General features: G+C 66.1%; 25 protein-coding genes. 15 read left to right on the top strand and 10 right to left on the bottom strand.

The window, feature by feature from the left end; genetic code table 11:
* Positions 1-140: 140 nt before the first annotated feature.
* The 6 genes from OX460_RS15920 to OX460_RS15895 form a co-directional block, all read right to left on the bottom strand.
* Positions 141-512, bottom strand: a complete 372-nt coding sequence (locus OX460_RS15920) for a TraR/DksA family transcriptional regulator (RefSeq protein ID WP_251350759.1) — start codon at positions 510-512, stop codon at positions 141-143.
* 109 nt (positions 513-621) lie between these two features.
* On the bottom strand, positions 622-1,038 hold the full coding sequence (locus OX460_RS15915; protein WP_289899228.1) for a VOC family protein: 417 nt from the start codon (positions 1,036-1,038) through the stop codon (positions 622-624).
* 83 nt (positions 1,039-1,121) lie between these two features.
* Positions 1,122-1,583: a hypothetical protein gene (locus OX460_RS15910; protein ID WP_099664860.1), complete on the bottom strand. Its 462-nt coding sequence runs from the start codon at positions 1,581-1,583 to the stop codon at positions 1,122-1,124.
* The gene (locus OX460_RS15905; RefSeq protein ID WP_289899227.1) at positions 1,568-2,386 is read right to left on the bottom strand and encodes a hypothetical protein; all 819 of its coding nucleotides are present in this window, start codon (positions 2,384-2,386) and stop codon (positions 1,568-1,570) included. The genes OX460_RS15910 and OX460_RS15905 overlap by 16 nt, the downstream gene beginning before the upstream one ends.
* 88 nt (positions 2,387-2,474) lie before the next feature.
* Positions 2,475-3,275 (bottom strand): 2-oxo-tetronate isomerase, encoded by an 801-nt coding sequence (gene otnI, locus OX460_RS15900; RefSeq protein ID WP_099664858.1) that lies wholly within the window; start codon positions 3,273-3,275, stop codon positions 2,475-2,477.
* Between the two features lie 243 nt (positions 3,276-3,518).
* Positions 3,519-4,889 carry a DEAD/DEAH box helicase gene (locus OX460_RS15895; RefSeq protein ID WP_289899226.1) on the bottom strand — a complete coding sequence of 457 codons (1,371 nt, stop codon included), beginning with the start codon at positions 4,887-4,889 and terminating at the stop codon, positions 3,519-3,521.
* A 291-nt stretch (positions 4,890-5,180) separates the two neighbouring features.
* On the opposite strand from OX460_RS15895, the gene OX460_RS15890 reads away from it, so the two are divergent.
* The 4 genes from OX460_RS15890 to OX460_RS15875 all read left to right on the top strand — a co-directional run bounded on the left by OX460_RS15890 (position 5,181) and on the right by OX460_RS15875 (position 10,496).
* The gene (locus tag OX460_RS15890; protein WP_289899225.1) at positions 5,181-6,419 is read left to right on the top strand and encodes a methyl-accepting chemotaxis protein; all 1,239 of its coding nucleotides are present in this window, start codon (positions 5,181-5,183) and stop codon (positions 6,417-6,419) included.
* A 44-nt stretch (positions 6,420-6,463) separates the two neighbouring features.
* Complete coding sequence (locus OX460_RS15885) at positions 6,464-6,841, top strand: BlaI/MecI/CopY family transcriptional regulator (RefSeq protein ID WP_289899224.1); 378 nt, start codon at positions 6,464-6,466, stop codon at positions 6,839-6,841.
* 3 nt (positions 6,842-6,844) lie between these two features.
* Entirely contained in the window at positions 6,845-8,272 is a 1,428-nt protein-coding gene (locus OX460_RS15880; RefSeq protein ID WP_289899223.1) for a M23/M56 family metallopeptidase, read from the top strand.
* Between the two features lie 88 nt (positions 8,273-8,360).
* Complete coding sequence (locus tag OX460_RS15875; RefSeq protein WP_289899222.1) at positions 8,361-10,496, top strand: TonB-dependent receptor; 2,136 nt, start codon at positions 8,361-8,363, stop codon at positions 10,494-10,496.
* A gap of 2 nt (positions 10,497-10,498) precedes the next feature.
* Here the strand turns inward: OX460_RS15875 and OX460_RS15870 are convergent, their stop codons facing one another.
* Complete coding sequence (locus OX460_RS15870) at positions 10,499-10,741, bottom strand: hypothetical protein (RefSeq protein WP_251350752.1); 243 nt, start codon at positions 10,739-10,741, stop codon at positions 10,499-10,501.
* Positions 10,742-10,956: 215 nt separating this feature from the next.
* On the opposite strand from OX460_RS15870, the gene OX460_RS15865 reads away from it, so the two are divergent.
* The 4 genes from OX460_RS15865 to OX460_RS15850 all read left to right on the top strand — a co-directional run bounded on the left by OX460_RS15865 (position 10,957) and on the right by OX460_RS15850 (position 13,892).
* Positions 10,957-11,610 (top strand): hydrolase, encoded by a 654-nt coding sequence (locus OX460_RS15865; protein WP_251350751.1) that lies wholly within the window; start codon positions 10,957-10,959, stop codon positions 11,608-11,610.
* Between the two features lie 70 nt (positions 11,611-11,680).
* Positions 11,681-13,531, top strand: a complete 1,851-nt coding sequence (locus OX460_RS15860; protein WP_289899221.1) for an amidohydrolase — start codon at positions 11,681-11,683, stop codon at positions 13,529-13,531.
* A gap of 8 nt (positions 13,532-13,539) precedes the next feature.
* Positions 13,540-13,737, top strand: coding sequence for a DUF1427 family protein (locus OX460_RS15855; RefSeq protein ID WP_251351864.1), 198 nt, complete (start codon positions 13,540-13,542; stop codon positions 13,735-13,737).
* A complete protein-coding gene (locus tag OX460_RS15850) occupies positions 13,734-13,892 on the top strand; it encodes a XapX domain-containing protein (RefSeq protein ID WP_077401676.1) in 159 nt (52 codons plus the stop codon). Before OX460_RS15855 ends, OX460_RS15850 begins: the two co-directional genes overlap by 4 nt.
* A 4-nt stretch (positions 13,893-13,896) precedes the next feature.
* Here OX460_RS15850 and OX460_RS15845 read toward each other — a convergent pair whose 3' ends face one another.
* The 3 genes from OX460_RS15845 to OX460_RS15835 are packed head-to-tail and all read right to left on the bottom strand — an operon-like array spanning position 13,897 to position 16,336.
* Positions 13,897-15,237, bottom strand: coding sequence for a VWA domain-containing protein (locus OX460_RS15845; RefSeq protein WP_289899220.1), 1,341 nt, complete (start codon positions 15,235-15,237; stop codon positions 13,897-13,899).
* Positions 15,237-15,848 carry a TadE/TadG family type IV pilus assembly protein gene (locus tag OX460_RS15840; RefSeq protein ID WP_289899219.1) on the bottom strand — a complete coding sequence of 204 codons (612 nt, stop codon included), beginning with the start codon at positions 15,846-15,848 and terminating at the stop codon, positions 15,237-15,239. The genes OX460_RS15845 and OX460_RS15840 overlap by 1 nt, the downstream gene beginning before the upstream one ends.
* The gene (locus tag OX460_RS15835) at positions 15,848-16,336 is read right to left on the bottom strand and encodes a TadE/TadG family type IV pilus assembly protein (RefSeq protein WP_251351861.1); all 489 of its coding nucleotides are present in this window, start codon (positions 16,334-16,336) and stop codon (positions 15,848-15,850) included. Before OX460_RS15835 ends, OX460_RS15840 begins: the two co-directional genes overlap by 1 nt.
* A 560-nt stretch (positions 16,337-16,896) precedes the next feature.
* Between OX460_RS15835 and OX460_RS15830 the strand changes: the two genes are divergently transcribed.
* The 7 genes from OX460_RS15830 (at position 16,897) to OX460_RS15800 (ending at position 22,540) form a co-directional block, all read left to right on the top strand.
* A complete protein-coding gene (locus OX460_RS15830; RefSeq protein WP_251351860.1) occupies positions 16,897-17,586 on the top strand; it encodes a response regulator transcription factor in 690 nt (229 codons plus the stop codon).
* Positions 17,587-17,790: 204 nt separating this feature from the next.
* Positions 17,791-17,964, top strand: coding sequence for a Flp family type IVb pilin (locus tag OX460_RS15825; RefSeq protein WP_071650303.1), 174 nt, complete (start codon positions 17,791-17,793; stop codon positions 17,962-17,964).
* 116 nt (positions 17,965-18,080) lie between these two features.
* A complete protein-coding gene (locus tag OX460_RS15820; protein ID WP_289899218.1) occupies positions 18,081-18,641 on the top strand; it encodes an A24 family peptidase in 561 nt (186 codons plus the stop codon).
* A gap of 42 nt (positions 18,642-18,683) precedes the next feature.
* Positions 18,684-19,511 carry a Flp pilus assembly protein CpaB gene (gene cpaB, locus OX460_RS15815; RefSeq protein ID WP_099664843.1) on the top strand — a complete coding sequence of 276 codons (828 nt, stop codon included), beginning with the start codon at positions 18,684-18,686 and terminating at the stop codon, positions 19,509-19,511.
* A gap of 31 nt (positions 19,512-19,542) precedes the next feature.
* Positions 19,543-21,054: a type II and III secretion system protein family protein gene (locus tag OX460_RS15810; protein ID WP_289899217.1), complete on the top strand. Its 1,512-nt coding sequence runs from the start codon at positions 19,543-19,545 to the stop codon at positions 21,052-21,054.
* A gap of 9 nt (positions 21,055-21,063) precedes the next feature.
* Entirely contained in the window at positions 21,064-21,342 is a 279-nt protein-coding gene (locus OX460_RS15805) for a hypothetical protein (protein ID WP_289899216.1), read from the top strand.
* Between the two features lie 37 nt (positions 21,343-21,379).
* Positions 21,380-22,540, top strand: coding sequence for an AAA family ATPase (locus OX460_RS15800; RefSeq protein ID WP_289899215.1), 1,161 nt, complete (start codon positions 21,380-21,382; stop codon positions 22,538-22,540).
* Positions 22,541-22,544: the final 4 nt, after the last annotated feature.

The following is a 22,544-nucleotide window of genomic DNA, read 5'->3' as shown; positions in this document are numbered from 1 at the left end:
GACCCGTCCACCCAGCCGGCGCACAGAAGCTGGCGGGGGACGCAAGGCAGCAGCAAGGAAGGAAAGCAGGGGGCAGGGCAGCGATGCCTTGCCCTTTGTCATGCAGCAACGGCTGGTGACATGCGGCGCCGCTGCCCTGTTCAGCGCTGGGCTTTTTCCAGCCGCGTCTGGCAATCGATGCACAGGCGCGCTTCGGGACGCGCATTCAGGCGCGACAGGCCGATGGCTTCGCCGCAGTTGTCGCACAGGCCGTAGCTGCCGTCGGCAAACTTGGCCAGCGCGTGCTTGATGATGGCCAGCTGCGCCACGTTGTGTTCGGCCGCTTCGCTGACGAGGGCGTTCAAGGTGCGCACGCTGGCGTTGTCGGCCGGCGAGGCTTCGATTTCATTGAGCAGCGAGGCGCGCGCGTCCGCTTCGGCCGCTTCATTCTCGATCTGTTCCAGCAACGCCAGCTTGCGTTGCTCCAGCACGCCCTGCAGGCGCTGCAGCTGGTCTTGCGGCAATCCATTCATGGCCATCACCCGTTAAGAGTCTGTCCTATATGGTAGTCCAGGATGGGCGACTCTGCTTGCGCTACCACCCGCGCCGCGTTTGACGCGGCGCAGGCTGGCAGCGGCCGTTCTATGCTGGTTCTTTCAGGCAGTTGATCATCCAGGCGACGCCGAACTGGTCTTTCAGCATGCCGAAGCGCTTGGCCCAGAATGTTTCCGCCAGGGGCATCTGGATGGTGCCGTCGCGCGCCAGCGCGTCGAAGGCCCGTTCCGCCTCTTCCGGCGTGTCGACGGTCAGGCAGATCGCGCTGCCGCTCATGCCCTTGGCGCCCTCGTCGCAGCCGCCGTCCGAGCCCATCAGCATGGTCGGCCCCAGCTGCACGGAGCCGTGCATGATCTTGTCGTACCAGTCTTCCTTGACTTGCTCCTGGGCTGGCGAGCCCCGATACGGCATCAGGCACAGGTCGCTGCCATGCAGGTGCTGGCGGTAATATTCCAGCGCTTGCGCGCAGTTTCCATCGAATTGCAAATACGGTTCGATACGCATGTTGGTCTCCTCTGGTCATCGTCCCGCAGGCACGATTGCCAGGCGGGGACGTCCCAGTATAGGCGCTTGCCAGCCGATTTCAATCAGTCCGGCGCCATCTCTTGCAGCCGCTCACGCACCTTGCCCAGGGCGCCGAGGATGCGCTCGGGATTGCCGGCGAGAACGGCGCTTCCCAGGTGCAACAAGCTCGTCGCCAGGCTGATCCAGTGCCGCACGTCGTCGTTGCGGGCGATGCGCAGGCGCACCGTGTCGAGCAGGCCGCTGAGCTGGCGCTGCGCCGTTTCCAGGCCCGCCACCGTGTGCCCGGCCGCATCGGCATACAGCTGGTTGGCTTGCTGGCGCAAGGCCACTTCCAGGGCGAAGACGGCTTGCGCCTGGCTCAGGCTGATGCCGTTTCCCCCCTGGCTGGCGCGCTTGCGGATGGCGCGCATGACGGCGCCGTGCAAGGTGACGGCCGCCTGCGACAGGCTGTCGGCCAATTGCTCGACGCGCATGGCGCTGCTGAGAGCCGCTTCGCGGCGTTCGCTGCCTACCGATCCGTCCATCTTGCCTCCGTGGTGGTGAGGGCGGCGGCGAGCTGGGCGTGTTCGCGCCCCAGTGCCGCCAGTTGCCGGCGTGCCAGGGTATGGCACAGGCCAGCCAGGCGGTATTCCTCGGTCTTGCTTTGCTGCATGTTTTTCGCCAGCACGGCCAGCAGGCGCTGCTGCGGCGTGTCCGCATACGCGATTTCCACGTCGAGCAAGCCGAGCACCATGTCGCGCTCGTTGTCGCCGCTCTTGTCGTACAGCGCCAGCAAGCTGTCGAGCGCGGCCAGCAGGGCTTGCAGCGGCGCATCGCCCTCGTGCAGCACTTGCGCCAGGTGCGCCTGCTGGCTGGCCGCGCCGCCCAGGCGCGACAGTTGCTGCAGCAACAAGGTGTAGGCGCTGACATGGCGGTCGTCGATGCCGCTGCCCGGCCAGGCGCGGATGGCGGCGCCGGCGCCGGCCAGTTCGGGCCGCACGTCATACGCATCGGCATCGGCCAGCCGGCCCAGCGCCTGCAGGTACAGGCGCACGGCCTGCGCCAAACGCGCCACGTCCGCCTGCGCGGCGCGGCGCTGCGCATCGAGCAGGCGCTCGCGCGCGTCTTCGGCCGGCGACAGATAGGGGCGGGCGCGCTGGTAAGTGTCCACGTGGCGCTGCGCCAGTTCGTTGAATGCGGTCAAGGCATCGGCGCCGGCCGCCAGGGCGCGCACTTGCGCCAGCTCGGGGCGCGCGGTGGCGCAGCCGCACAGCACGGCAGCCAGGAAGAGGCTCAGGCACAGCTTCAGGCAAAGGGCGCGGCGATGGCGGGCAGGCAGGGTGGACACGGCACCTCTCGACAGGAAATACTGTATGGAAAGGTATTGTCGTGCCGGCTTGCGCCGGCCGCCTTGTGCGGGCGCAAGCGCGCTGCGATCAGGCGCCCGGCGTGCCCGCTGTGCCCGTCAATTGTTCGCGCCAGCCCAGTCCTGCGACGGTGTCGCTGGCGGGGCGGTATTCGCAGCCGACCCAGCCTGCGTAGCCGACCTGGTCCAGCAGTTTGAACAGATGGCGGTAGTTGATCTCGCCCGTGCCCGGTTCGTGGCGGCCCGGCGTGTCGGCGATCTGGATGTGGCGGATCAGTGGCAGCAGGGCGCGGATGGTGTTGCTCAGTTCACCTTCCATGCGCTGCATGTGATAAATGTCGTATTGCAGGAAGACATTGCCGCGCTGGCAGTCGGCGATGATGTCGGCCGCCTGCTGGCTATGGTTCAGGAAGTAACCGGGCATGTCGTAGCGGTTGATGGGCTCGATCAGCACGTTGATGCCATGCGGACGGCAGGCGTCGGCCGCATATTGCAGATTGGCAATCAGGCTTTGCCGCGCCCGCTCCAGGCTCATGCCGGGCGGCACGATGCCGGCCATGCAGTGCAATTGCTTCGCCCCCAGCGCCAGCGCGTAATTGAGCGCCAGTTGCACGTTGCCGCGAAATTCCTCGCCCCGGCGCGGATCGCAGGCGATGCCCCGCTCGCCGTGTTCCCAGTCGCCGGGCGGAAAGTTGAAGAGGGCCAGATGCAGCTGGTGGCGTTCCAGCCGCATGGCGATCTGCCGCGCCTCGACGGCATAGGGGAAAAGAAATTCGACGGCATCGAAGCCCGCTTCCCTGGCGGCGGCAAAGCGGTCCAGGAAGGGCAGTTCGGTAAACATCATGCTGAGGTTGGCAGCGAAGTTCGGCATGGCAGCACGCAGGTGAGGATGATGGGCACTATCCTAGCCCAAATCGGCAAATGGTGGCGTGCATAAAAAAACCGTCCCGGAAGCAAGTCCTGGAACGGTTTTATTGTATTTTTAATACAGGTAAACGGGGCCTGAAAGCGTAGCGAGCGGGAGTGATATTGCGTCGAGTCGCGCAGCCGTACAAGAGTACGGCGAGCAACGCAAACGCAATAGCGCCCCGCGCAGTAGCTTTAAGGCCGCGTTTTAGCGGCCGCGGCCGCCGGAGCGATGGTTCGCCGCCGAACGCGGCGCATTGCCCGAACGGTTGCCGCCGCCACCGCCGCCCGATGGGCCGGCGCTGCGTGGCTTGGCGCCGCTGCCGCCCGTTTTCACGCGCACCACGGCGCCGGCTGGCGCGCGGCTGTTGTTGCGGTGACCACCGGTGCCGCTGCGCAATTGCACAGGCTGGGCGCGGGCGTTCAGGTCCGGCTCGAAGCCTTCGATGACTTCGCGCGGCAGGGTTTGCTTGATCAGCTTTTCGATGTCTTTCAACATTTCGTGCTCATCCACGCAGACCAGCGACACGGCTTCGCCCTTGGCGCCGGCACGGCCCGTGCGGCCGATACGGTGCACATAGTCTTCCGGAATGTTCGGCAAGTCGTAGTTGACGACGTGCGGCAACTGGTCGATATCGATACCGCGCGCGGCGATGTCGGTGGCGACCAGCACTTGCAGGGTGCCATCCTTGAACTCGGACAGTGCGCGCGTGCGAGCCGACTGGCTCTTGTTGCCGTGGATGGCCAGGGCGCCGATGCCGTCCGCGCCCAGCTGCTCGACCAGTTTATTCGCGCCATGCTTGGTGCGCGTAAATACCAGCACTTGCGTCCAGTTGTTCGACTTGATCAGGTAGGACAGCATCGGGTGCTTCTTGTCGCGGTCGACGGGATGGATCTTTTGCTTGATCACTTCCACGGTCGAATTGCGGCGCGCCACTTCGATCATGGCCGGCTTGTTCAGCAAGCCGTCGGCCAGGGCCTTGATCTCTTCCGAGAACGTGGCCGAGAACAGCAGGTTCTGGCGTTTTGGCGGCAGCACGGCCAGCACTTTCTTGATGTCGCGGATGAAGCCCATGTCCAGCATGCGGTCGGCTTCGTCCAGGATCAGGATTTCCACTTTCGACAGGTCGACGGTGCCCTGGCCCATGTGGTCCAGCAAGCGGCCCGGCGTGGCGACGAGGATGTCGACGCCATGTTTCAGTTGCTTGATCTGCGGGTTGATGCCGACGCCGCCGAAGATCACGGCCGAGTTCAATTTCGTGTACTTGCTGTAGGCGCGCACGCTTTCCTCGACCTGCGCGGCGAGTTCGCGCGTCGGTGCCAGGATCAGGGCGCGGATCGGGCGCGTCGAGGTGTTGCTGGTGATGGACGCGCCATTGGCGTCCGTCGACAGGCGGTGCAGTACGGGCAGGGTAAAGCCGGCCGTCTTGCCAGTACCGGTTTGTGCACCGGCCAGCAAGTCGCCGCCAGCCAGCACGGCGGGAATCGCCTGCGACTGGATCGGGGTCGGCACGGTGTAGCCGTGTTCGGTAACGGCACGTACGATAGCGTCGGACAATCCGAGGGAGGAAAAGGACATGGTAACTTTATTGTGAGATCGGCCTGTCGCCATCGTGGGGCGCCAGTCGCAGGCAATCAGATTAGGGGTCGAAAGACAGCGGCAAGGGGACTGGTCATATGTGCCGCACACGCGAAGTATAACAGCATGGCAAAAACGCGCCTGTTTTGTTTCAGGTTTGCAATGCCGCAAGTAAAGAAAAATGCGGCAAGGGCGCGCTGCCCCCGCGTAAATCTGGGTAGAATTCCCGCCTGCACCCCTTGCGCGGGGGGATCGCCGCGCTGCCGGGGTTCTTGTTCCTGGAGGAATACCATGCGCATTGCCGACCTTCGCATCGCCACCCGCCTGTACGGCGGCTTCGGCGCCATTGTCTTGCTGCTGGCCGTCCTGGTCGCAGTGGCCACCTTGAATTTCTCGAAACTGGCCGACGCCAACGCCATCAATACCCATACCTACCAGGTGCTCGGTGAAAATGACGCCATCCTGGAAAGCCTGATCAATATGGAAACGGGGCAGCGCGGCTACGTGATCACGGGCGCGGAGGCGTCGCTGGAACCCTACACCGTGGGCAAGACTTCGTTTCGCAGCCACCTCGACAGGACGCGCGCCTTGACCAGCGACAATCCCGTCCAGCAGCAACGCCTGGCGAAACTCGATGCCGCCCAGCAAGCCTGGCTGGCCGGCGCGCTCGACCCCGTGATCGCCCTGCGGCGCGCCGTGGCGCAAGGCACGGCCCCCATCGAACCCGTGCTGGCGCTGGAAAAAGAGGGCAGGGGCAAGCAGGGCATGGACGCCATGCGCGCGTTGCTGAAGGAAGTGGGCGACGCGGAAACGGCGCTGCTGGCGCAGCGTTCGCAGGCGCTGGCGGGCTTGCAGGCGCAGACGCGCTGGGTCTTGCTGGGCGGCGGCGCGGTGGCCGTGTTGCTGGCCGGCATGATCGCCATGTGGCTGGCCAGAAATATCAGCCGGCCCCTGCGCTCGGCCATCGAGGTGGCCAGGCAGGTGGCGCAGGGCGACTTGACGGTGCCGGTGGCAGTGGGCTCGAAGGATGAGACGGGCGAGCTGATGCAGGCCTTGCAGGACATGACGGTCAGCCTGCTGCGCATCGTCACCGAGGTGCGCAGCGGCACGCAAACCATCGCCACGGCTTCGCGCCAGATCGCTTCGGGCAACCTCGACCTGTCGGCGCGCACGGAACAGCAAGCCAGTTCGCTGGAAGAGACGGCGTCGTCGATGGAAGAACTGACGGGCACGGTCCAGCAGAATGCGCAGAACGCCCACGAAGCCAATGGCCTGGCCGCGTCGGCCGAGTCCGTGGCGGGCAAGGGCGGCCCGCCTGGCCGACGCCGTGGCCGTGTTCAAGACGGCGCAGGCGGCCGCCACGCCGGCGCTGGCGTCCCGTCCCGCCGCCCGCCTGCCCGCCAAGGGGGCGCAGCCCCGTGCGCCGCAAGTTTCGACCAGGAAACAGCGTCCGGCGGACGATGCGTGGGACGAGTTCTAGGGCGCCAGTGCATGCGACAGGTGTCGCAAATAGCGCTTGCGTGCGTGTGACTGTTGTCGCATAATTGTGTCAACAGTCACTAGAAGGAATCGCCATGAGCACGCCCTCCGTCACCGAACTATCGTTACTGAAAGCCCTGTGGAAAGAGCAGCCGCTGTCCGCGCGTGAATTGCACGCCCGCGTGGAAGAGGAGCTGGGCTGGTCGTTTTCGTCCACGCGCAAGACCGTGGAGCGCATGCTGGACAAGGGCATGTTGCTGCAGCGCAGCGTGCATGGCGTGCTCGTGTATGAAGCCAACGCGGACAAGGTGGCCACCCTGGCTGCGTTCGCCCATGACTTCGGCCGCCGCGTGATGGAAATCGACAGCCCCTTGCCGGTCAGTATGTTTACAGGCAGCAAGCTGGTGGACCGGCAGGAGCTGGCGGCGCTGGAGCAGTTGCTGCACGACTGGCCTCTGGACGGCAAGGAGTAAGCGATGAGCTTGTTTCCCCTGACCTTGCTGCAGGCGACGGCCGCCTGCCTGCTGAGCGGCTGGCTGCTGCAAGGCTTGCTGTACCTGGCGCAACGGCGCTGGCCCGCGCTGGCGGCCCAGCGCAGCGTGTGGCTGGGCGCCCAGCTGGTGCTGGCTGCCGCGTTCGTGCTGCCGTTGCTGCCTGACGCGCGGCAACTGAGCGTGGTGCCCGAGCTGAGCGTGCCCGTTTCCCTGGCCAGCGCAGCGTCCGGCGTGCCGCTGGCCGTGGATGCGCCAGCGGCCGGGCTGCCATCCGGCGCTTCCTGGCTGTCCCTGGTGCCGGCGGCCTGGGTCCTCGTCTATCTGCTGGGCGTCGCTTGCACGGCATGGCGCTGGCAGCGCGGCCGCGCCACGTTGCGCACCTTGCTGCGGCTGGCGCAGCGGCGTCGCCTGCATGGCACGGATGTGCTGGAAGTGGATGCGCCGATCTCGCCGATGCTGGTGGGCGTGTGGCGGCCGCGTTTGCTGCTGCCGGCGCACCTGGCGCAATTTACGCCGGAACAGCAGCAGATGGTGATCGCCCATGAGCTGACCCATGCACGCCGCCGCGATCCCATGCTATTGCTGCTGGCCACCATGCTGCAGGCGTTGCTGTGGTTTCATCCGGCCGCGCGCTGGCTGGCCGGCAAGCTGGCCTGGGCGCAGGAGCTCGGTTGCGACCGCCAGGTCCTGGCCGGCCGCCCCGCGCGCCAGCGCCAGCAATATGCGGCGGCGCTGGTCAAGCAGCTGGGCTTGCAGGCCCAGCCGCTGCCGGGACTGGCGTTTGGCGGCGGCGGCATGGCCGAGCGCCTGCTGCGCATGCGCGACGGGCAGGAGCGGCTGCCTCCCGCCTTGCGGGTGCTGACGGTGCTGCTGTTGTGCGCAATCGGCGCGGCCAGCCTGGCGCTGCAGCCGGCACTGGCGTGGACGGCGGCTGCCGCGCCGGCAGCCATGCCCGCCGCGCCAGCCCCGGCGCCCACCGCCTGGCGCAATCCCCTGGATACCATGCGTGTGACGGGCTTCTTTGGCGTGGTGCGCGAGATCACGCCGCAAGGCCATGGCGGCATCGATCTGGGCGCCAGGCGGGGCACGCCCGTGCATGCGGCGGCCGACGGCATCGCCAGCGTCAGCGAGGATGCGCGCCTCGGCAAGGCCGTCCGCATCGACCATGGCGGCGGCGTCGAATCGCTGTATGCCCATCTCGACCGGGTCACGCTCACTACCGGCATGGCCGTCACGGCGGGGCAGTCCATCGGCACGGTGGGCGCGACGGGCCTGGCGACGGGGCCGCACCTGCATTTCCAGGTCACCCGCAACGGGCGCCTGCAGGATCCGCAGCAGTGGCTCGCGGGCCTCGACGCCAACGCCAGCGCGCGGGCCCTGCGCATGCGCAAGCAGCAGTTCGGCCGCTGACGCCTGTTTTTGACTGCAGGCCGGGCGGGTGCGGCGCGCCTGGCCCGGCAACCATTCATCCGGCAACCGCCATCTTTCTGGAATTCCCATGCGATTGAGTATTTTCCTGTGCAGCCTTGCGCTGCCGTTGACGGCGCACGTCCGTGCCGAGGACACCCTTCCTTCCGTGACGGTCAATGCGGGCAAGCTGGAGCAGCGCCGCAACGATACCGTCGCCGGCATGGTCGTCGGCCACGATGAGCTGATACGCCAGGGCGACCGCGTCCTGTCCGATGCCTTGAAGCGCCTGCCCGGCATTACCATCGGCGCGCCGGCCGGCACGGGGCAGGGCGGGCAGCTCCAGCTGCGGGGGCTGGGACAGGGCTACACCCTCGTCATGCTCGACGGCGACCCCGTGCCGGCCGGTTTTTCGCTGGACGCGCTGGACCCGGAACTGGTCGAGCGCGTGGAAATCATGCGCGCCGCCACGGCGGAATTTTCCGCCCAGGCGATCGCCGGCTCCATCAATATCGTGCTGAAGAAATCAGCCAAGCGGCGCGAGCGCACCTACAAGCTGGGCGGCTCGGCCAGCAACGGCATGCCCGCCGGCAGCGCCACCGTGCAATGGTCCAGCCAGGACGGGCGTCTGTCGTACGCGCTGGCCGGCACGCTTGGCCACACGGGGCGCCGGGGTTTGCTCGATGAATGGAACCGCGAGTATGCGGCCGGCGGCACGCCCACCGTGGTGCGCCACATGCCGCTGACCGAGCGCGTGACCAGCGACACGTTCGAGCTGGCGCCCCGCCTGCAATGGGCGCTGGCGGGCGAAGACAGCCTGGCCTGGCAAAGCCTGCTCAATGTGCGTCGCCTGGCCAGCCGCCGCCATGTGGTGGAAACGGCTTACCTGGGCGGCCATACCGGCTATCCGGACAACGACGCCGCCTTCGACCAGGACAGCAGCACCGTGCGCAGCGACCTGCGCTGGCTGCGCAAGCTGGAAGCTGGCGCCAGCCTCGATGTGAAGCTGGGTGTCGATGTCAACCACCGCGGCAGCGATTACCTGTTCCGGGGCGTGGGCGCTCTGCCTGGGCCGGCGAATGTGCGCCTGGTCGACGCGGGCGTGGACGATGTGGGCGTGCAGGCCAGCGGCACCTACCGCCGGGCGCTGGGCGAGGGGCACGCGCTGGCGGCGGGCTGGGACGGGGGCCGCCGGCGGCGCGCGGAGTATCGCCGCGAGCGCCAGCTGGAGCCGGGCGGGCCGCCCGTCCTGCCGGACGCGGACTACGCGGTCACGGTGCGGCGCCTGGCCCTGTTCGCGCAGGATGAGTGGGATGTCTCCGCGCGCTGGTCGCTGTACCTGGGCCTGCGCTGGGAAACCTGGCGCACGGCCAGCGCCACCGGTGGCGCGGACCCTGTCGACGTGCGCGCGCAGGTATGGAGTCCCGTGCTGCAAAGCCTGTGGAAGTTCGCAGGCAAGGACCAGGTGCGCCTGGCCGTCACGCGCACGTACAAGGCGCCGCAGATTTTCCAGCTGATCCCGCGCCCGTATGCGGTCGACAACGGCAATAGCCCCACGAATCCCGACAACCAGGGCAACCCCGCGCTGCGCCCGGAACTGGCGTGGGGCCTGGACGCGGCCTATGAATACTACCTGGGCGAGGGCGCCATGCTCAGTGCCAGCGCCACCTGGCGCCGCATCCGCGACGTGATGCTGGACCGGCTGTACCAGGACAACGGGCGCTGGGTGGCCACGCCCGTCAACAATGGCAGGGCGCAGGTGCGCGGCATCGAACTGGAAGCGAAGCTGCCGCTGAAGGCGCTGTTCCCCCGTGCCCCCGCGCTGGACCTGCGGGCGAATCTGGCGCGCAACTGGTCGGCGGTGGATGCCATTCCCGGCCCGCACAACCGCCTCGATGGCCAGCTGCCGTGGAGCGCCAACCTGGGGGCGGACTACCAGCTGGCCAGCCGGCCGCTGACCGTGGGCGGCAACCTGCATTACCAGGCGGGAGGGCCGTCGCGCGAGTCAGGCCAGCTGCTGGCCTGGCAAGGCGCCCGGCGCGAACTCGATGTGTATGCGCTGTGGAAGGTCAGCGGCACGCTGCGCCTGCGCGTGTCGGGCGCCAACCTGCTGCGGCAGGCAGACCGCACGCGCAGCCTGTATGCGGATGGCGGGGGCAGCGCGCTGCGCACGGTCGATACGGGCACCTACCGCGCTTGGCGCGTGATGCTGGAAGGCGCCCTGTAGCGTCAGTCGTCGACCTCCGCGACGGCGTAGTCCACGCCCTGCGCATCGAGCCAGGCGCGCACGGCGTCCAGGCCGTGCCACGGCTCCGGGCGCAGGTACTGGCATACATACAGGCCGGCCTCCGTCAGCCTGGCGTCCGTGCCGGGCATGCCGTCGGCCGCCTGCGGCAGCGCCGCCAGCAGCTGTTCGATGTGCTGGCGCTGGCCGGCCGTCAGGCTGGCCGCGATCCTGAATTCAAATCCCATGTTTTCCTCCGTGCGATTGGTTGCGGTGTGCTTATTTTATATCATCGAAAAAATCGAATATAGCTTGGCATTCTTTCCGTTTTTGTTTTCCTTTTTGTGCGTGCATACTGCCTGTCACTGACACGCAACATGGCAGCGCAAGAAGGAAAGCGCAAGATTGTGCGGGCCGGATACCACTACTTTGATATTCAATTATTTTCACTGAGGAAAACATCATGCCTATCGCTACCGCCCAAGCCGCCCAAAAACTGCTGACTCCGAACGACCATACCCTGATCATGATCGACCACCAGTCGCAGATGGCGTTCGCCACGCGCTCCATCGACCTGGCCTTGCTGCGCAACAATGCGGCCCTCGTCGCCAAGGCGGCGGCGGAATTCAAGGTGCCGACGATCCTGACGACGGTGGCGGCCAAATCGTTCTCCGGCCCTATTTTTGACGAAATCCAGTCCGTCTTCCCGGAACAGGCGCCGATCGACCGCACCAGCATGAATACCTGGGAAGATGCGCGCATCGCCGACAAGGTGAATGGCTACGGCAAGGGCAAGATCGTGCTGGCCGGCCTGTGGACGTCCGTGTGCATCGTCGGCCCCGCGCTGTCGGCGCTGGAGCAGGGCTTTGACGTGTACGTGATCGCCGACGCCAGCGGCGACGTCTCCGACGAAGCCCATGCGATGGCCATGCAGCGCATGATACAGGCGGGCGCGCAGCCGATGACGTCCGTGCAATACTTGCTGGAACTGCAGCGCGACTGGGCCCGCGGCGAGACCTACAACGAGACGGTGGCGACGGCCGTGGCGCACGGCGGCGGCTATGGCCTGGGCTTGATCTACGCCAAATCCATGTTCAATGCCAGCGAAGGCCATTGAGATTTTATTGATATCGCGCCACCGCCGCCCGCCGGCGGGGGCGTATCCTTCACCTGAATCGCGAGTTCCCATGCATGCACACACGATCTTGCTCAATGGCCGTTTCCACACGGTCGACAGGGCGCAGCCGCTGGCGTCCGCCGTCGCCATCGCCGATGGCAAATTTCTCGCCGTGGGCGACGTCGAGGACGTGATGCGTCATCGCGGCCCCGCCACGCAAGTGATCGACCTGGCTGGCCGCACCGTGATTCCCGGCCTGAACGACTCGCATTTGCACCTGATCCGCGGCGGCTTGAACTACAACCTGGAATTGCGCTGGGAAGGCGTGCCTTCGCTGGCCGACGCCTTGCGCATGCTCAAGGAACAGGCGCTGCGCACGCCGAATCCGCAATGGGTGCGCGTGGTGGGCGGCTGGACGGAATTCCAGTTCGCGGAAAAGCGCATGCCGACCCTCGACGAAATCAACGCGGCCGCGCCCGACACGCCCGTCTTCATCCTGCACCTGTATGACCGCGCCTTGCTGAACCGCGCCGCTCTGCGCGCCGTCGGCTACGACAAGAACACGCCGAACCCGCCCGGCGGCGAGATCGTGCGCGACGCTGCCGGCAACCCCACGGGCATGCTGATCGCCCGGCCGAACGCCATGATTTTATATGCGACCCTGGCCAAGGGCCCGACCCTGCCGCGCGAATTGCAAGTGAACTCCACGCGCCAGTTCATGCGCGAACTCAACCGTCTGGGCATCACCAGCGCCATCGATGCGGGCGGCGGCTTCCAGAATTATCCCGAGGATTACGCCGTCGTCGACGAACTGGCGCAAAAAGAGCAGCTGACCATCCGCATTGCCTACAATCTGTTTACGCAGAACAAGGGCGCGGAATTGCAGGACTTCCAGAAGTGGACGGGCATGGTCAAGCCGGGCGACGGCACGGATTTTTACCGCCACAACGGCGCCGGAGAGATGCTGGTGTTTTCCGCCGCCGACTTCGAGGATTTCCTCGAGCCGCGCCCGGAGCTGGCGGCCGGCATGGAAGACGAGCTGGAAAAGGTCGTGCGCCACCTGGTGGAGCAGCGCTGGCCGTTCCGCCTGCACGCCACCTATGACGAATCGATCGGCCGCATGCTCGACGTATTCGAAAAGGTCAACCGCGACACGCCGTTCGGCGGCTTGCACTGGCTGTTCGACCACGCGGAAACCATCAGCCCGAAAAATATCGACCGGGTCAAGGCGCTCGGCGGCGGCCTGGCCATCCAGCACCGCATGGCTTTCCAGGGCGAGTACTTCGTCGAGCGCTATGGCGCCGAGGCGGCGAAGGCCACGCCGCCCGTGCAGCGCATGCTGGACGCGGGCGTGCCCGTGGGCGGCGGCACGGACGCCACGCGCGTGGCCAGCTACAACCCGTGGACGGCGCTGTACTGGCTCGTGTCGGGGCGCACCGTGGGCGGCCTGGCCCTGACGGATGCGGCGGGGCGCCTGTCGCGCGACACGGCGCTGGAACTGTGGACGGCGGGCAGCGCCTGGTTTTCCAGCGAGCAAGGCAAGAAGGGGCGCATCCGCGAGGGCATGCTGGCCGACCTGTCCGTGCTGTCGGCCGATTATTTCACGGTGCCGGAAGAGGCGATCAAGTCCATCGAATCCGTGCTCACCATCGTCGGCGGCAAGGTCGTCTACGGCCAGGCGGAATTCACGACCCTGGCGCCGCCCCCGATTCCCGTGCTGCCCGAGTGGTCGCCCGTGCGCGCGGTGCCGGGCCATTACCGGCCCGTGGCCAGGCCGGCGCAGGCGGCCATGCCGCACCAGTGCGCGGGCGCCTGCGGCGTGCACGCCCACGCCCACGACCGGGCGCGCAAGTCGGCCGTGCCGATCAGCGATTTTTCCGGCTTCTGGGGCACGCTGGGTTGCAGCTGCTTCGCCTTCTAGGAGCGGAAATGAGCATGTACTACAAGAAAGTCATCCTGGGCCTGCTGCTGGCCTTTGTCGTGGGCTTCGTCTGCCAGCTGGCGCACATCCCCGTGCCGGCGCCGCCCGTGCTGGGCGCAGCGCTGCTGGTGTTCCTGACCAGCTGCGGCTACTGGCTCACGGGCCTGTATTTGCAGCGCCGTGAAACGCAAGGGGAGGCGCCATGAACGTCATGCTGGCAGGATCGGTACTGGGATTGCTGGTGGGGGCCGTGTGCCGCTGGTTCGACCTGCCGTCGCCCACGCCGCCTACGCCCACCGGCGCGGCGATGGTGGTAGCCATGACCCTGGGTTTTGTCGTGGCGGGGCAGTGGCAGGGTTAGGCGCTTATTTGGACAGGCGCAGAATGGCCGAGGCGAGCCGGGTGAAGCAGGGACTCAGGTCGCTGTCGCTGGCCGCATAGCAATACAGGCCCACGGGTTCGGCCGGCTTGCGGCAAGCCGCTTTCGCATCGGTGGTATTGGCCAGGCAGCGCAGCAAGTCTTCGCCCAGCTCGTTGTCCGGCCCTTCCTTGGTTTTCAGCGATGCGCCCATGCCCAGGGTAAAGACGAAAATGCCTTCCTGGCGCGCCTTGGCCGCCATCGCTTCGACCAGGTTGCGCGAGGCGCGGTGCACATTCGTCCATTGCGCCTGCGCCGTGGCGGTGGACGCGGTCACGACGCGGGGCGAGTTGGTGACGATGGGAAACTCGCGCAGTGCCGCGTCATTCGTCGCGTTATACCATGCGGGAAGCGCGGTGATCTGGCTGGCGGCGCAATCGCCGTACTGGAGCGTGTCGCTCACTTTCATCCTGTACAGGCCCGCCAATGCCGGGTTTTGCAGTTTCGGAAAGGTGGCGAGGCCGCCTGCGTCCTTGCATTTGTTGTCCTTGTTGGGAAAGTACGAGGAAAACGCCGCCGGCGAACCGTCGGAGAAAAACACGATGACGCGCAGGCTGGAGCGGTCGACCTGCGCGATATCGTTCAGCTGCTTGCGCGCCTGGAACATGCCGGCGGACGAGTTGGTGCCGCCGACGAAGGCGAATTGATCGATCTTTCCACCTTTCATGGTCATGCCGCCGCGGTCGAAACCGCGGTCGGTCTGCCTGATCGGGACGTCGATTTGCGCTTCCGAAGCGAAGTGCAGCAAGCCGACCCGGTCGACCGTGGCGTTGAACTTGTTCAGGAAGGACTTGCCCGCCGCCCGCACGGCGTCCGCATTGTGTTCCAGCGAACGCGACGTATCCATCACCAGCACCATGTCCAGGTCCTTGCGGATGGTTTGCGCGCTGGCGGCCACGTCCAGGGTCTTGAAGCCCAGTACGCCCATCAGCGAGACGGGCAGCGAGGCGCTGGCCGAGACGTCGATGGTGACGGTACCCTTGTCGAACGTGACGTCGACGGGATGGAGGGTCGGCGTCGACAGCAGGAAGTGGTCCGGATAATTGACGTCAAAAAAATCCTTTGCGGACTGGCGCGCCCTGGCCCGCTGTTCCTCTTCCGAGTTGCCCGCGGTGACGCCGCGCGCCGCCGCCAGGCTGGCCGAATCGACGGCGGCGTTGAGCTTGGCCTTGACGAAGTAGCCGAGGGCCGAATCGATGGCCAGGCCCACGGACGCGATCAGGACGATGGCCGACAGCGCCACCATGATCAGCACTTGCCCGCCTTGCCGCTTGTGTGGAATGCGCATCAGAATACCGTCATCGAAGTGAGGTCTGGCCCCAGCACGGGCGTCGTGCTGTTGCCAAATTTCAAGGTGCCGAACAGCAGGTCGAAATTGTAGAAAGTTTCCACGGCATAGATCAGTTCGCCATCGGCCAGCTGGTTCTGCATCAATGACACCGTGGGGGCTTGCTCGTCCTTGGCGATGCCGCTGCACGTGCCATCGCGCCAGCTGCCGCATTGCCACACCTGGCTGGCGGGCAGGTAGCCGCTGGCCTTCGCGCCGGCGTCCCAGCGGTACTGTTCCAGCACGATATTGCGCAAGCCGCTCTGCGCCGTGTAACCCATGATCTTGGTGATGTAGATCATGCCGCGCCCGTGCATGTCCAGCGGCGGCGTGCTGGCGGCCAGCGCATTCATGATGCCCTGGCTGGAGCCGCTCAAGTCGGACGTGGCGCGCGCGGACAGGTTGGCGCCTTCGCGGCTGATGTTGAGCAGGATGGTCTTGGCCTGGATGGCGCGCGACAGGTCGGCCAGCATGAACAGCAGCAAGGCCAGCAAGGGCAGCACGATGGCAAATTCGATGGCGGCGATGCCGCGCGCGGCGCGGCGCGGAAAACGGGGAGCGGGCGCGCGCATCACAGGCCGCCAAAGCTTTCATTGCGCATGGTGGCCGCCACGACGAAATGCGCCTGGCCGTCGCGGAACAGGGCACGGATCATGGGTGTGGCAAACGCCCAGCGGCAATCGACGGAAATGACGACGATATCGCCGGCCTGGCCGAACATGGCGGCGCCTACCGCATCGCTGCCGTTGACGGAGATCACGGGGCTGACCTTGTCATACATGCCCATGGAGCTGTCGCGTATTTTTTGCATGACGGCGTGGTAGCGCTGCTGGTTGGCGCTGTCGGGGTCGAGGTCCTTGGCCCCCGTGACGGCATAGCGCGCCCCTTCGCGCACCGCGTGCTGCATGGTCATATTGGCAAAATAAGCCATGCTCAATTCAATGATGCCGATTATCAGCATGAGAAAGACCGGTGTTATCAGGGCCAATTCGACCAGGGTGGCGCCACCCTGTCCGCTTTGCTTGCGGAATATGCGGGAATCGGCCTGTTTTAAGCGCATGGGAATAATCCGGTTAAGTTCCGCGATGACGAATGTCGGGCGGATGGCATTGCGCCATTTGACTGGCAATTATTCTATATCGATTTTCAAGGGCGTGTCCGCCATTTAAATTATTACAGGTCAAGATAATCGCAATTAACTGCGTTATTTCAAACGTGCCGGCCCCGTCGCTACAGGGCCGGGAGTAATATGCGCGGGTATGAAAACAGGCCTGGTGTCAGGATTGTCCTGCGTGCAGGCAAGGACTTGTTTTGCAAGGTGATGCAACAAAAATGCTGCAATGTAAGCAACAGCAGCGGTGGCAGCAGCGATGGCGCGCCCGTGGCGCACCCGCCCCGGCCACGCTGCCCATCCATCGGTTCACGCCCGGCATGCGGCGACCGCTGCCCTGGGGCACGCACCGCGTTGGCGCGTGCCGGCCCAAGGCCTCTTCCTTTGTGCCCCCATGACTTCTTTCCCCCGCGTGCGGCAGCAGAAGGCGCGCGCGGACGAGGCAGGCAAGCCGATTCGGATCAACAGCATTCCCCGATGGGAGTGGGCTACAAGTAAAGAGGTAAAGCATGTCAACAAACAATGTCATACGCGTCATGCTGGTGTCGGACCACAAGACCTGGCTGTGGGGCCTGGAGCAGTTGCTCGCCGGCGCCCAGCCGCCGATGCAGGTGGTGGCCAGTTCCACCGAGATCGACAGCGCGCTGCTGCTGGCGCGCACCCTGTGTCCCGACGTCATCGTGCTCGACGCCGATCTTGGCTGCGGCGGCGCCTGCGCCATCGATTATCTGCCGCAGCTGCTGGGCAATGGCGTGTCGCGCGCATTGCTGTTCAGCGGCACGCAGGACCAGGCCGCCTGCGGGCGCGCCGTGCGCAGCGGCGCGCGCGCCGTGGTGGGCAAGGAAACGCCCGTCAAGCAAATGGTCGACGCCATCGCCCGCCTGCATCACGGCGAATTGTGCCTGGACCCGGCGCTGCTCGACAGCATGCTGGGCGTGCTGAACAAGCCGGAAGCGGCGCCCGACCCGGAAGAGCAGCGCATCGCCAGGCTGACGCTGAAGGAGCGCAAGATCGTTGCCATGATGGTGGAAGGAAATGGCGCGCTGAACCGTGCGATCGCCCAGCGCGCTTTTATCTCGGAGCAAACCTTGCGTAATCATTTGACATCGATCTACAGCAAGCTCGATGTCACCAACCGCCTGGAATTATATGTGTACGCCACCCGCAACCGGCTGGCCGAACCCGTCCATGCGGAGTGACAGTACATATGTCCTGATTATAGACAAAAAATTAAGATGGTTTGTACTGCGCATAAAATGACTTTTCTCTGATTCGATTTAATGTTTGTTTATATAAAATACACGCATCAGAAATTGGCAAATAAAAACAAAGAGAATGTTTTTATTTTCAGACTGTATTTTCAGTTTTTATCATGTTTAAAACTTGACCTGAAAGGGAATAATATGAATTTCATTAAAAACTTTATCGCCGAAGAAGATGGCGTGACGGCCATCGAATATGCGCTGATCGCTGCGCTGGTGGCTGCGGCGCTGGTCACGGCCGTCGGCTATTTCACCACCGGCCTCGATGGCGCCTTCAAGGCGATCGGCACCAAGCTGACGGGCGCGGCGATCTAAGGCGCCTGCCCACCGCGCTGCACCCCGACAGGCCGGCTGCCCCTGCGCACCGGCCTGTCGACTTCCCGCCCAACGATGCGCATGCCGTCATGCCATCGGCTTGCATCAGGTACACGATGGACCCTCATTCTTTCTGGACGTTCAGCCCCGCCTTAGTCTTGTGGGGGCTGCTTGCCGCGGCTGTCTGGCATGACGTGCGCCGCCGGCGCATTCCCAACCGGCTGGTGTTTTCCGGCGCCTTGCTTGGCGTGCTGCTCAACAGCGTGGCCTGGCCCGGGGTGACGCCGGCCGGGCCGTGGCTGGCGCTGGGCGGCCTGGCCGTCGGCCTGGGCTTGCTGCTGCCCATGTATGCGATGAAGGCGCTGGGCGCGGGCGACGTCAAGCTGATGGCGATGGTGGGGGCGTTTCTTGGCCCGCGCCCCGCCGTGTTTGCCGTGCTGTGCAGCCTGCTGGCGGGCGGCGTGCTGGCGCTGGCCGTCGCCCTGTGCCAGGGCACGCTGCGCCAGGCGATGAGCAATGCCCGGCAATTGCTGCTGCAAGGCTTGCTGCGCGCCGCGGCAGGCGAAGTGCCGCGGGTCGATGCGCCCGCCGTGCCGGGCGGCAAACTGCCGTACGCGATCGCCATTGCCGCCGGCACCGCCATCTGGCTGGCCCTGGCGGCCGGCGGCTATGCATGATGTGCCCGCCCGGAAACCCAAGTTTTACCAAGAGGAAAAATCATGAGAAATAGCCGCGTTGCGATCGTGCTGCTGCTGGCGCTGCTGATGGCGGGGGGCGCCGTGCTGGCGGCGGCCCGCTGGATGTCGGGACAAGGCGCGCCGGCCAGCCAGACGGTGATGGTCGCGCTGGTCGATATCGGCGTGGGCGCGAAGGTGACGCCGGCCATGCTGCGCGGCATGGACTGGCCGGCGGGCGCCATGCCGCCGGGGGCGTTTGGCGAGGCCGGCGCGCTGGACGGGCGCATCACGCGCACGGCGGTCAGCAAGGGCGAGCCTGTGCTGGAAAGCAAGCTCGCGCCGCCCGGCGCCACGGGCGGCCTGTCGGCCATCGTGGCTGCCGGCAAGCGCGCCATGACCGTGCGCGTCAACGACGTGGTGGGCGTGGCCGGCTTCGCCCTGCCGGGCAATTTCGTCGATATTCTCGTGCATACGCAGGATGACCGCGCCAGGCCGGCGGGCGGCGGGCCGCTGGCCATTTCCAAGATCGTGCTGGAACGCATCCTGGTGCTGGCCGTGGCGCAAGAGTCCGGCCGCGACGACAACAAGCCCAAGGTGGTCAATGCCGTGACCCTGGAGCTGACGCCGGAGCAGGTGGAAAAGCTGGACCTGGCGCGCAGCGTGGGCAGTCTGTCGCTGGTGCTGCGCAACCAGGTCGATCCGGCGCCCGTCACCACGGGCGGCGCCACCAAGGAGTCGCTGCTGGAACTGAAGGCGCCGGCGGCCGCGCCGGTGCGCGCGGCGCGGCGCCAGGCGGCCCCCCCACGCGCTCCCGCGCGCGACAGCATCACCGTCATCAAGGGCATGGATACGAGCGTCCAGCAATTTTAAAAATCAGCAGGCAAGCGAGCAAGGATGATCGATGAACAAATTTCGTAAGCACGCCGCGAGTGCGGGCATGCGCCTGGCCCTGACGCTGGGCGGCGCGGCGGCAAGCCTGGCCTGGCCGGGCGGCGCCAGGGCGGCGGCGCCGGCCAGGCAGGCCGTCATGTCGCCCGTCGCGGCGCCGGCCATGTCGCTGGGCGCCGATATCGCCCGCCTGGGCGCGCCCGTGCGCATCGCCGTGGGCAAGTCCACCTTGCGCAGCCTGAGCCTGCCGGTGTCGCAGATCGCCGTCAACGATCCGCGGGTGGCCGGCGCCAGGATGCTGGGCTCGTCCAGCCAGCTGTTCGTCTGGGGCCTGGCCCCGGGCAGCACCAACCTGATCCTGTGGGACCGGCAGCAGCGCCCCGTGATCGTCGATATCGAAGTCGAGATCGATGTCGAGGGCTTGCAGGCGCAGCTGGCCTATGTCTTCCCCGGCGAGCGCGCCGTCAAGGCCGGCGCGGCCGGCGGCAGCATCGTGCTGTCGGGGCAGGTGAGCGACAGCGTCAAGGCCAGCCAGATCCTGGACATGGCGCAAGCCTATGCGCAGCGCGGCGCCGGCGAAGCGGCAGCGCCGGCCGACGGCGCCGCCAGCGCGGCCGGCGGCGTCAAGGTCATCAACATGCTGACGATTGCGGCGCCGCAACAGGTCATGCTGGAAGTGAAAATCGCCGAAGTGTCGAAGACCCTGGTCGACCAGCTGGGCGCCAGCGTGGGCATCAGCGGCACGCGCGGCAACTGGAGCTACGGCTTGCTGTCGAACTTGCTCAGCGGCAACCCCAGCCAGCTGGGCGCCGTGCACGGCAAGAATGGCAACGGGCTGACGCTCGACGCGCAAAAGCGCGACGGCCTGGTGAAGGTGCTGGCCGAACCGAACATCATGGCCATCAGTGGCCAGGAAGCCAGTTTCCTGGCGGGCGGCAAGATTTTCATTCCGGTCGCGCAAGACAGCACCACCAACAAGATCACGCTGGAGGAAAAGGAATTCGGCATCGCCGTCAAGTTCACGCCCACCGTGCTGGAAGGCGGGCGCATCAACCTGAAGGTGGCGCCGGAAGTGTCGGAGCTGAACCGCGAAGGCATCGGCATCACCACCGGCGGGGGCGCCGCCGCCAATGCCGTGTTGCCGGCCTTTACCACGCGGCGCACCACCACCACGGTGCAGCTGTTCGATGGCCAGAGTTTTGCCGTGGGCGGTTTGATCAAGAACAATGTGACGACCAATATCAAGGCCTTGCCCTTCCTGGGCGAGATCCCCGTGCTGGGCGCGTTGTTCCGCAGCAGCGATTTCCAGACCGACCGTACCGAGCTGGTGTTCATCATCACGCCGCACCTGGTCAAGCCGCTCGACGGCACGCTCGACGGCGATATCGTCTTGCCGACCGACGCCTATGTGGCGCCCAGCCGCAGCGAGTTCTTCTTGCAAGGAAAAATGGAAGGCGCTGGCGCGCCACGGCCACGGCAGGAAGCGGCCACGCAGAAGGCGCCCGCCGGCCCGGACACTCACTAGGAGCACATCATGCAGCATTCCCTTTCCCTTTTTCTATCTGTGCTGCTGGCCGCCCTGGCCGCCAGCGGCTGCGCCGCCACGCCGAACCTGGACCGCCAGTTCGGCCGCAGCGTCGAGCAGCTGCGCCTGCGGCAAGTGCTGTCGCCGCAGGCGGGCGCGAACCGCGATCCCGTGGCCGGCATGGACGGCAAGGCCGCCCAGGCCGCCTACGCGGCGTACCAGAAAAGCTTTGCCGCACCCGCGCCGCAAGGGGCCGCCTTCACCATCGGCGTCGGGGCGCGCCAGTGAAGCTGGCACCGTCACCACAGAACCAGCAAGGCATATCGTGAAAATCGCCATCCATTCCACGGATCAAAAAACGCTGTCCGAACTGGGACGGCTGCTGCGCAGCCGCAACCGGCTCGACGAGATCAACGCGGGCGGCGAAACGCTGGAACCGCTGCAGGCGGCGCAATCGCTGCCCGACGTGCTGATCTTCGACCGCCCGTCGAACGACGGCGCCGACCTGGCCGCCATCGAGCGCCTCAGCAACCAGCATCCGCGCATGGCCTTCATCGTGCTGTGCCACCAGCAGGCGCCTGAATTCCTTCTGCAAGCCATGCGTGCAGGCGTGCGCGACGTGCTGCCGTTTCCCGCCGCGCCGGCCAGCCTGTATGCGGCGCTCGAACGCATCGAGGAAAAGCTGGAGCGGCGCGAGCATGGCAACGGCAAGGTGCTGGCCTTCATCTCCTGCAAGGGCGGCAGCGGCGCCACCTTCATCGCCAGCAACCTCGGTTATGCGCTGGCCGCCGGCGGCCAGCAGCGCGTTGCCCTGATCGACATGAACCTGCATTTTGGCGACGCCTCGCTCTTCGTGTCCGAGAACAAGCCGCTGGCCACGCTGTCCGACGTCACGCGCGACATCCACCGGCTCGACGCCTCGTTCCTGGCATCGAGCATGCTGCACATCCTGCCCAACTACAGCGTGCTGGCCGCGCCCGAGGATCCGGCGCACGCCAGCGAAGTGGCGCCCGAGCACATCGACGCCGTCATCCGGCAAGCCAGGCGCCAGTACGATTTCATCGTGCTCGACGTGGGCCGCAACCTCGACGCCGTCAGCGTGCGCGCGCTCGACCACGCCGACATGATCTTCCCCGTCCTGCAGGCGACCTTGCCGTATATCCGCGACGGCAAGCGCCTGCTGGGCATGTTCCGCTCGCTCGAATACGCGAAGGACAAGGTGCATATCATCGTCAACCGCCACGACAAGGGCGGCGAAATCCGCCTGCGCGACCTGGAAGCGGCGTACGGCACGGCGGTCTACCGCACCGTGCCGAATCACTACGCCTCGGCCGCCGCCTCGGTCAACCAGGGCGTGCCTATCCTGCAGCTCGACAAGGCCAGCCCGATCACCCGCTCGCTGCAGGAGTTCGCCGCCAGCCTGACCGGCGGCGCGGCCAGCACGGTGCGCCAGGGCTGGCTCGGCCGCGTCCTGCGGCGCGCCTGATCCA

Source organism: Janthinobacterium sp. SUN033 (genome assembly GCF_030397595.1).
Lineage (GTDB): Bacteria > Pseudomonadota > Gammaproteobacteria > Burkholderiales > Burkholderiaceae_D > Janthinobacterium > Janthinobacterium kumbetense.
The sequence above is the reverse complement of the archived record's forward strand: the minus strand, read 5'-3'. Positions and strand labels throughout refer to the sequence as shown.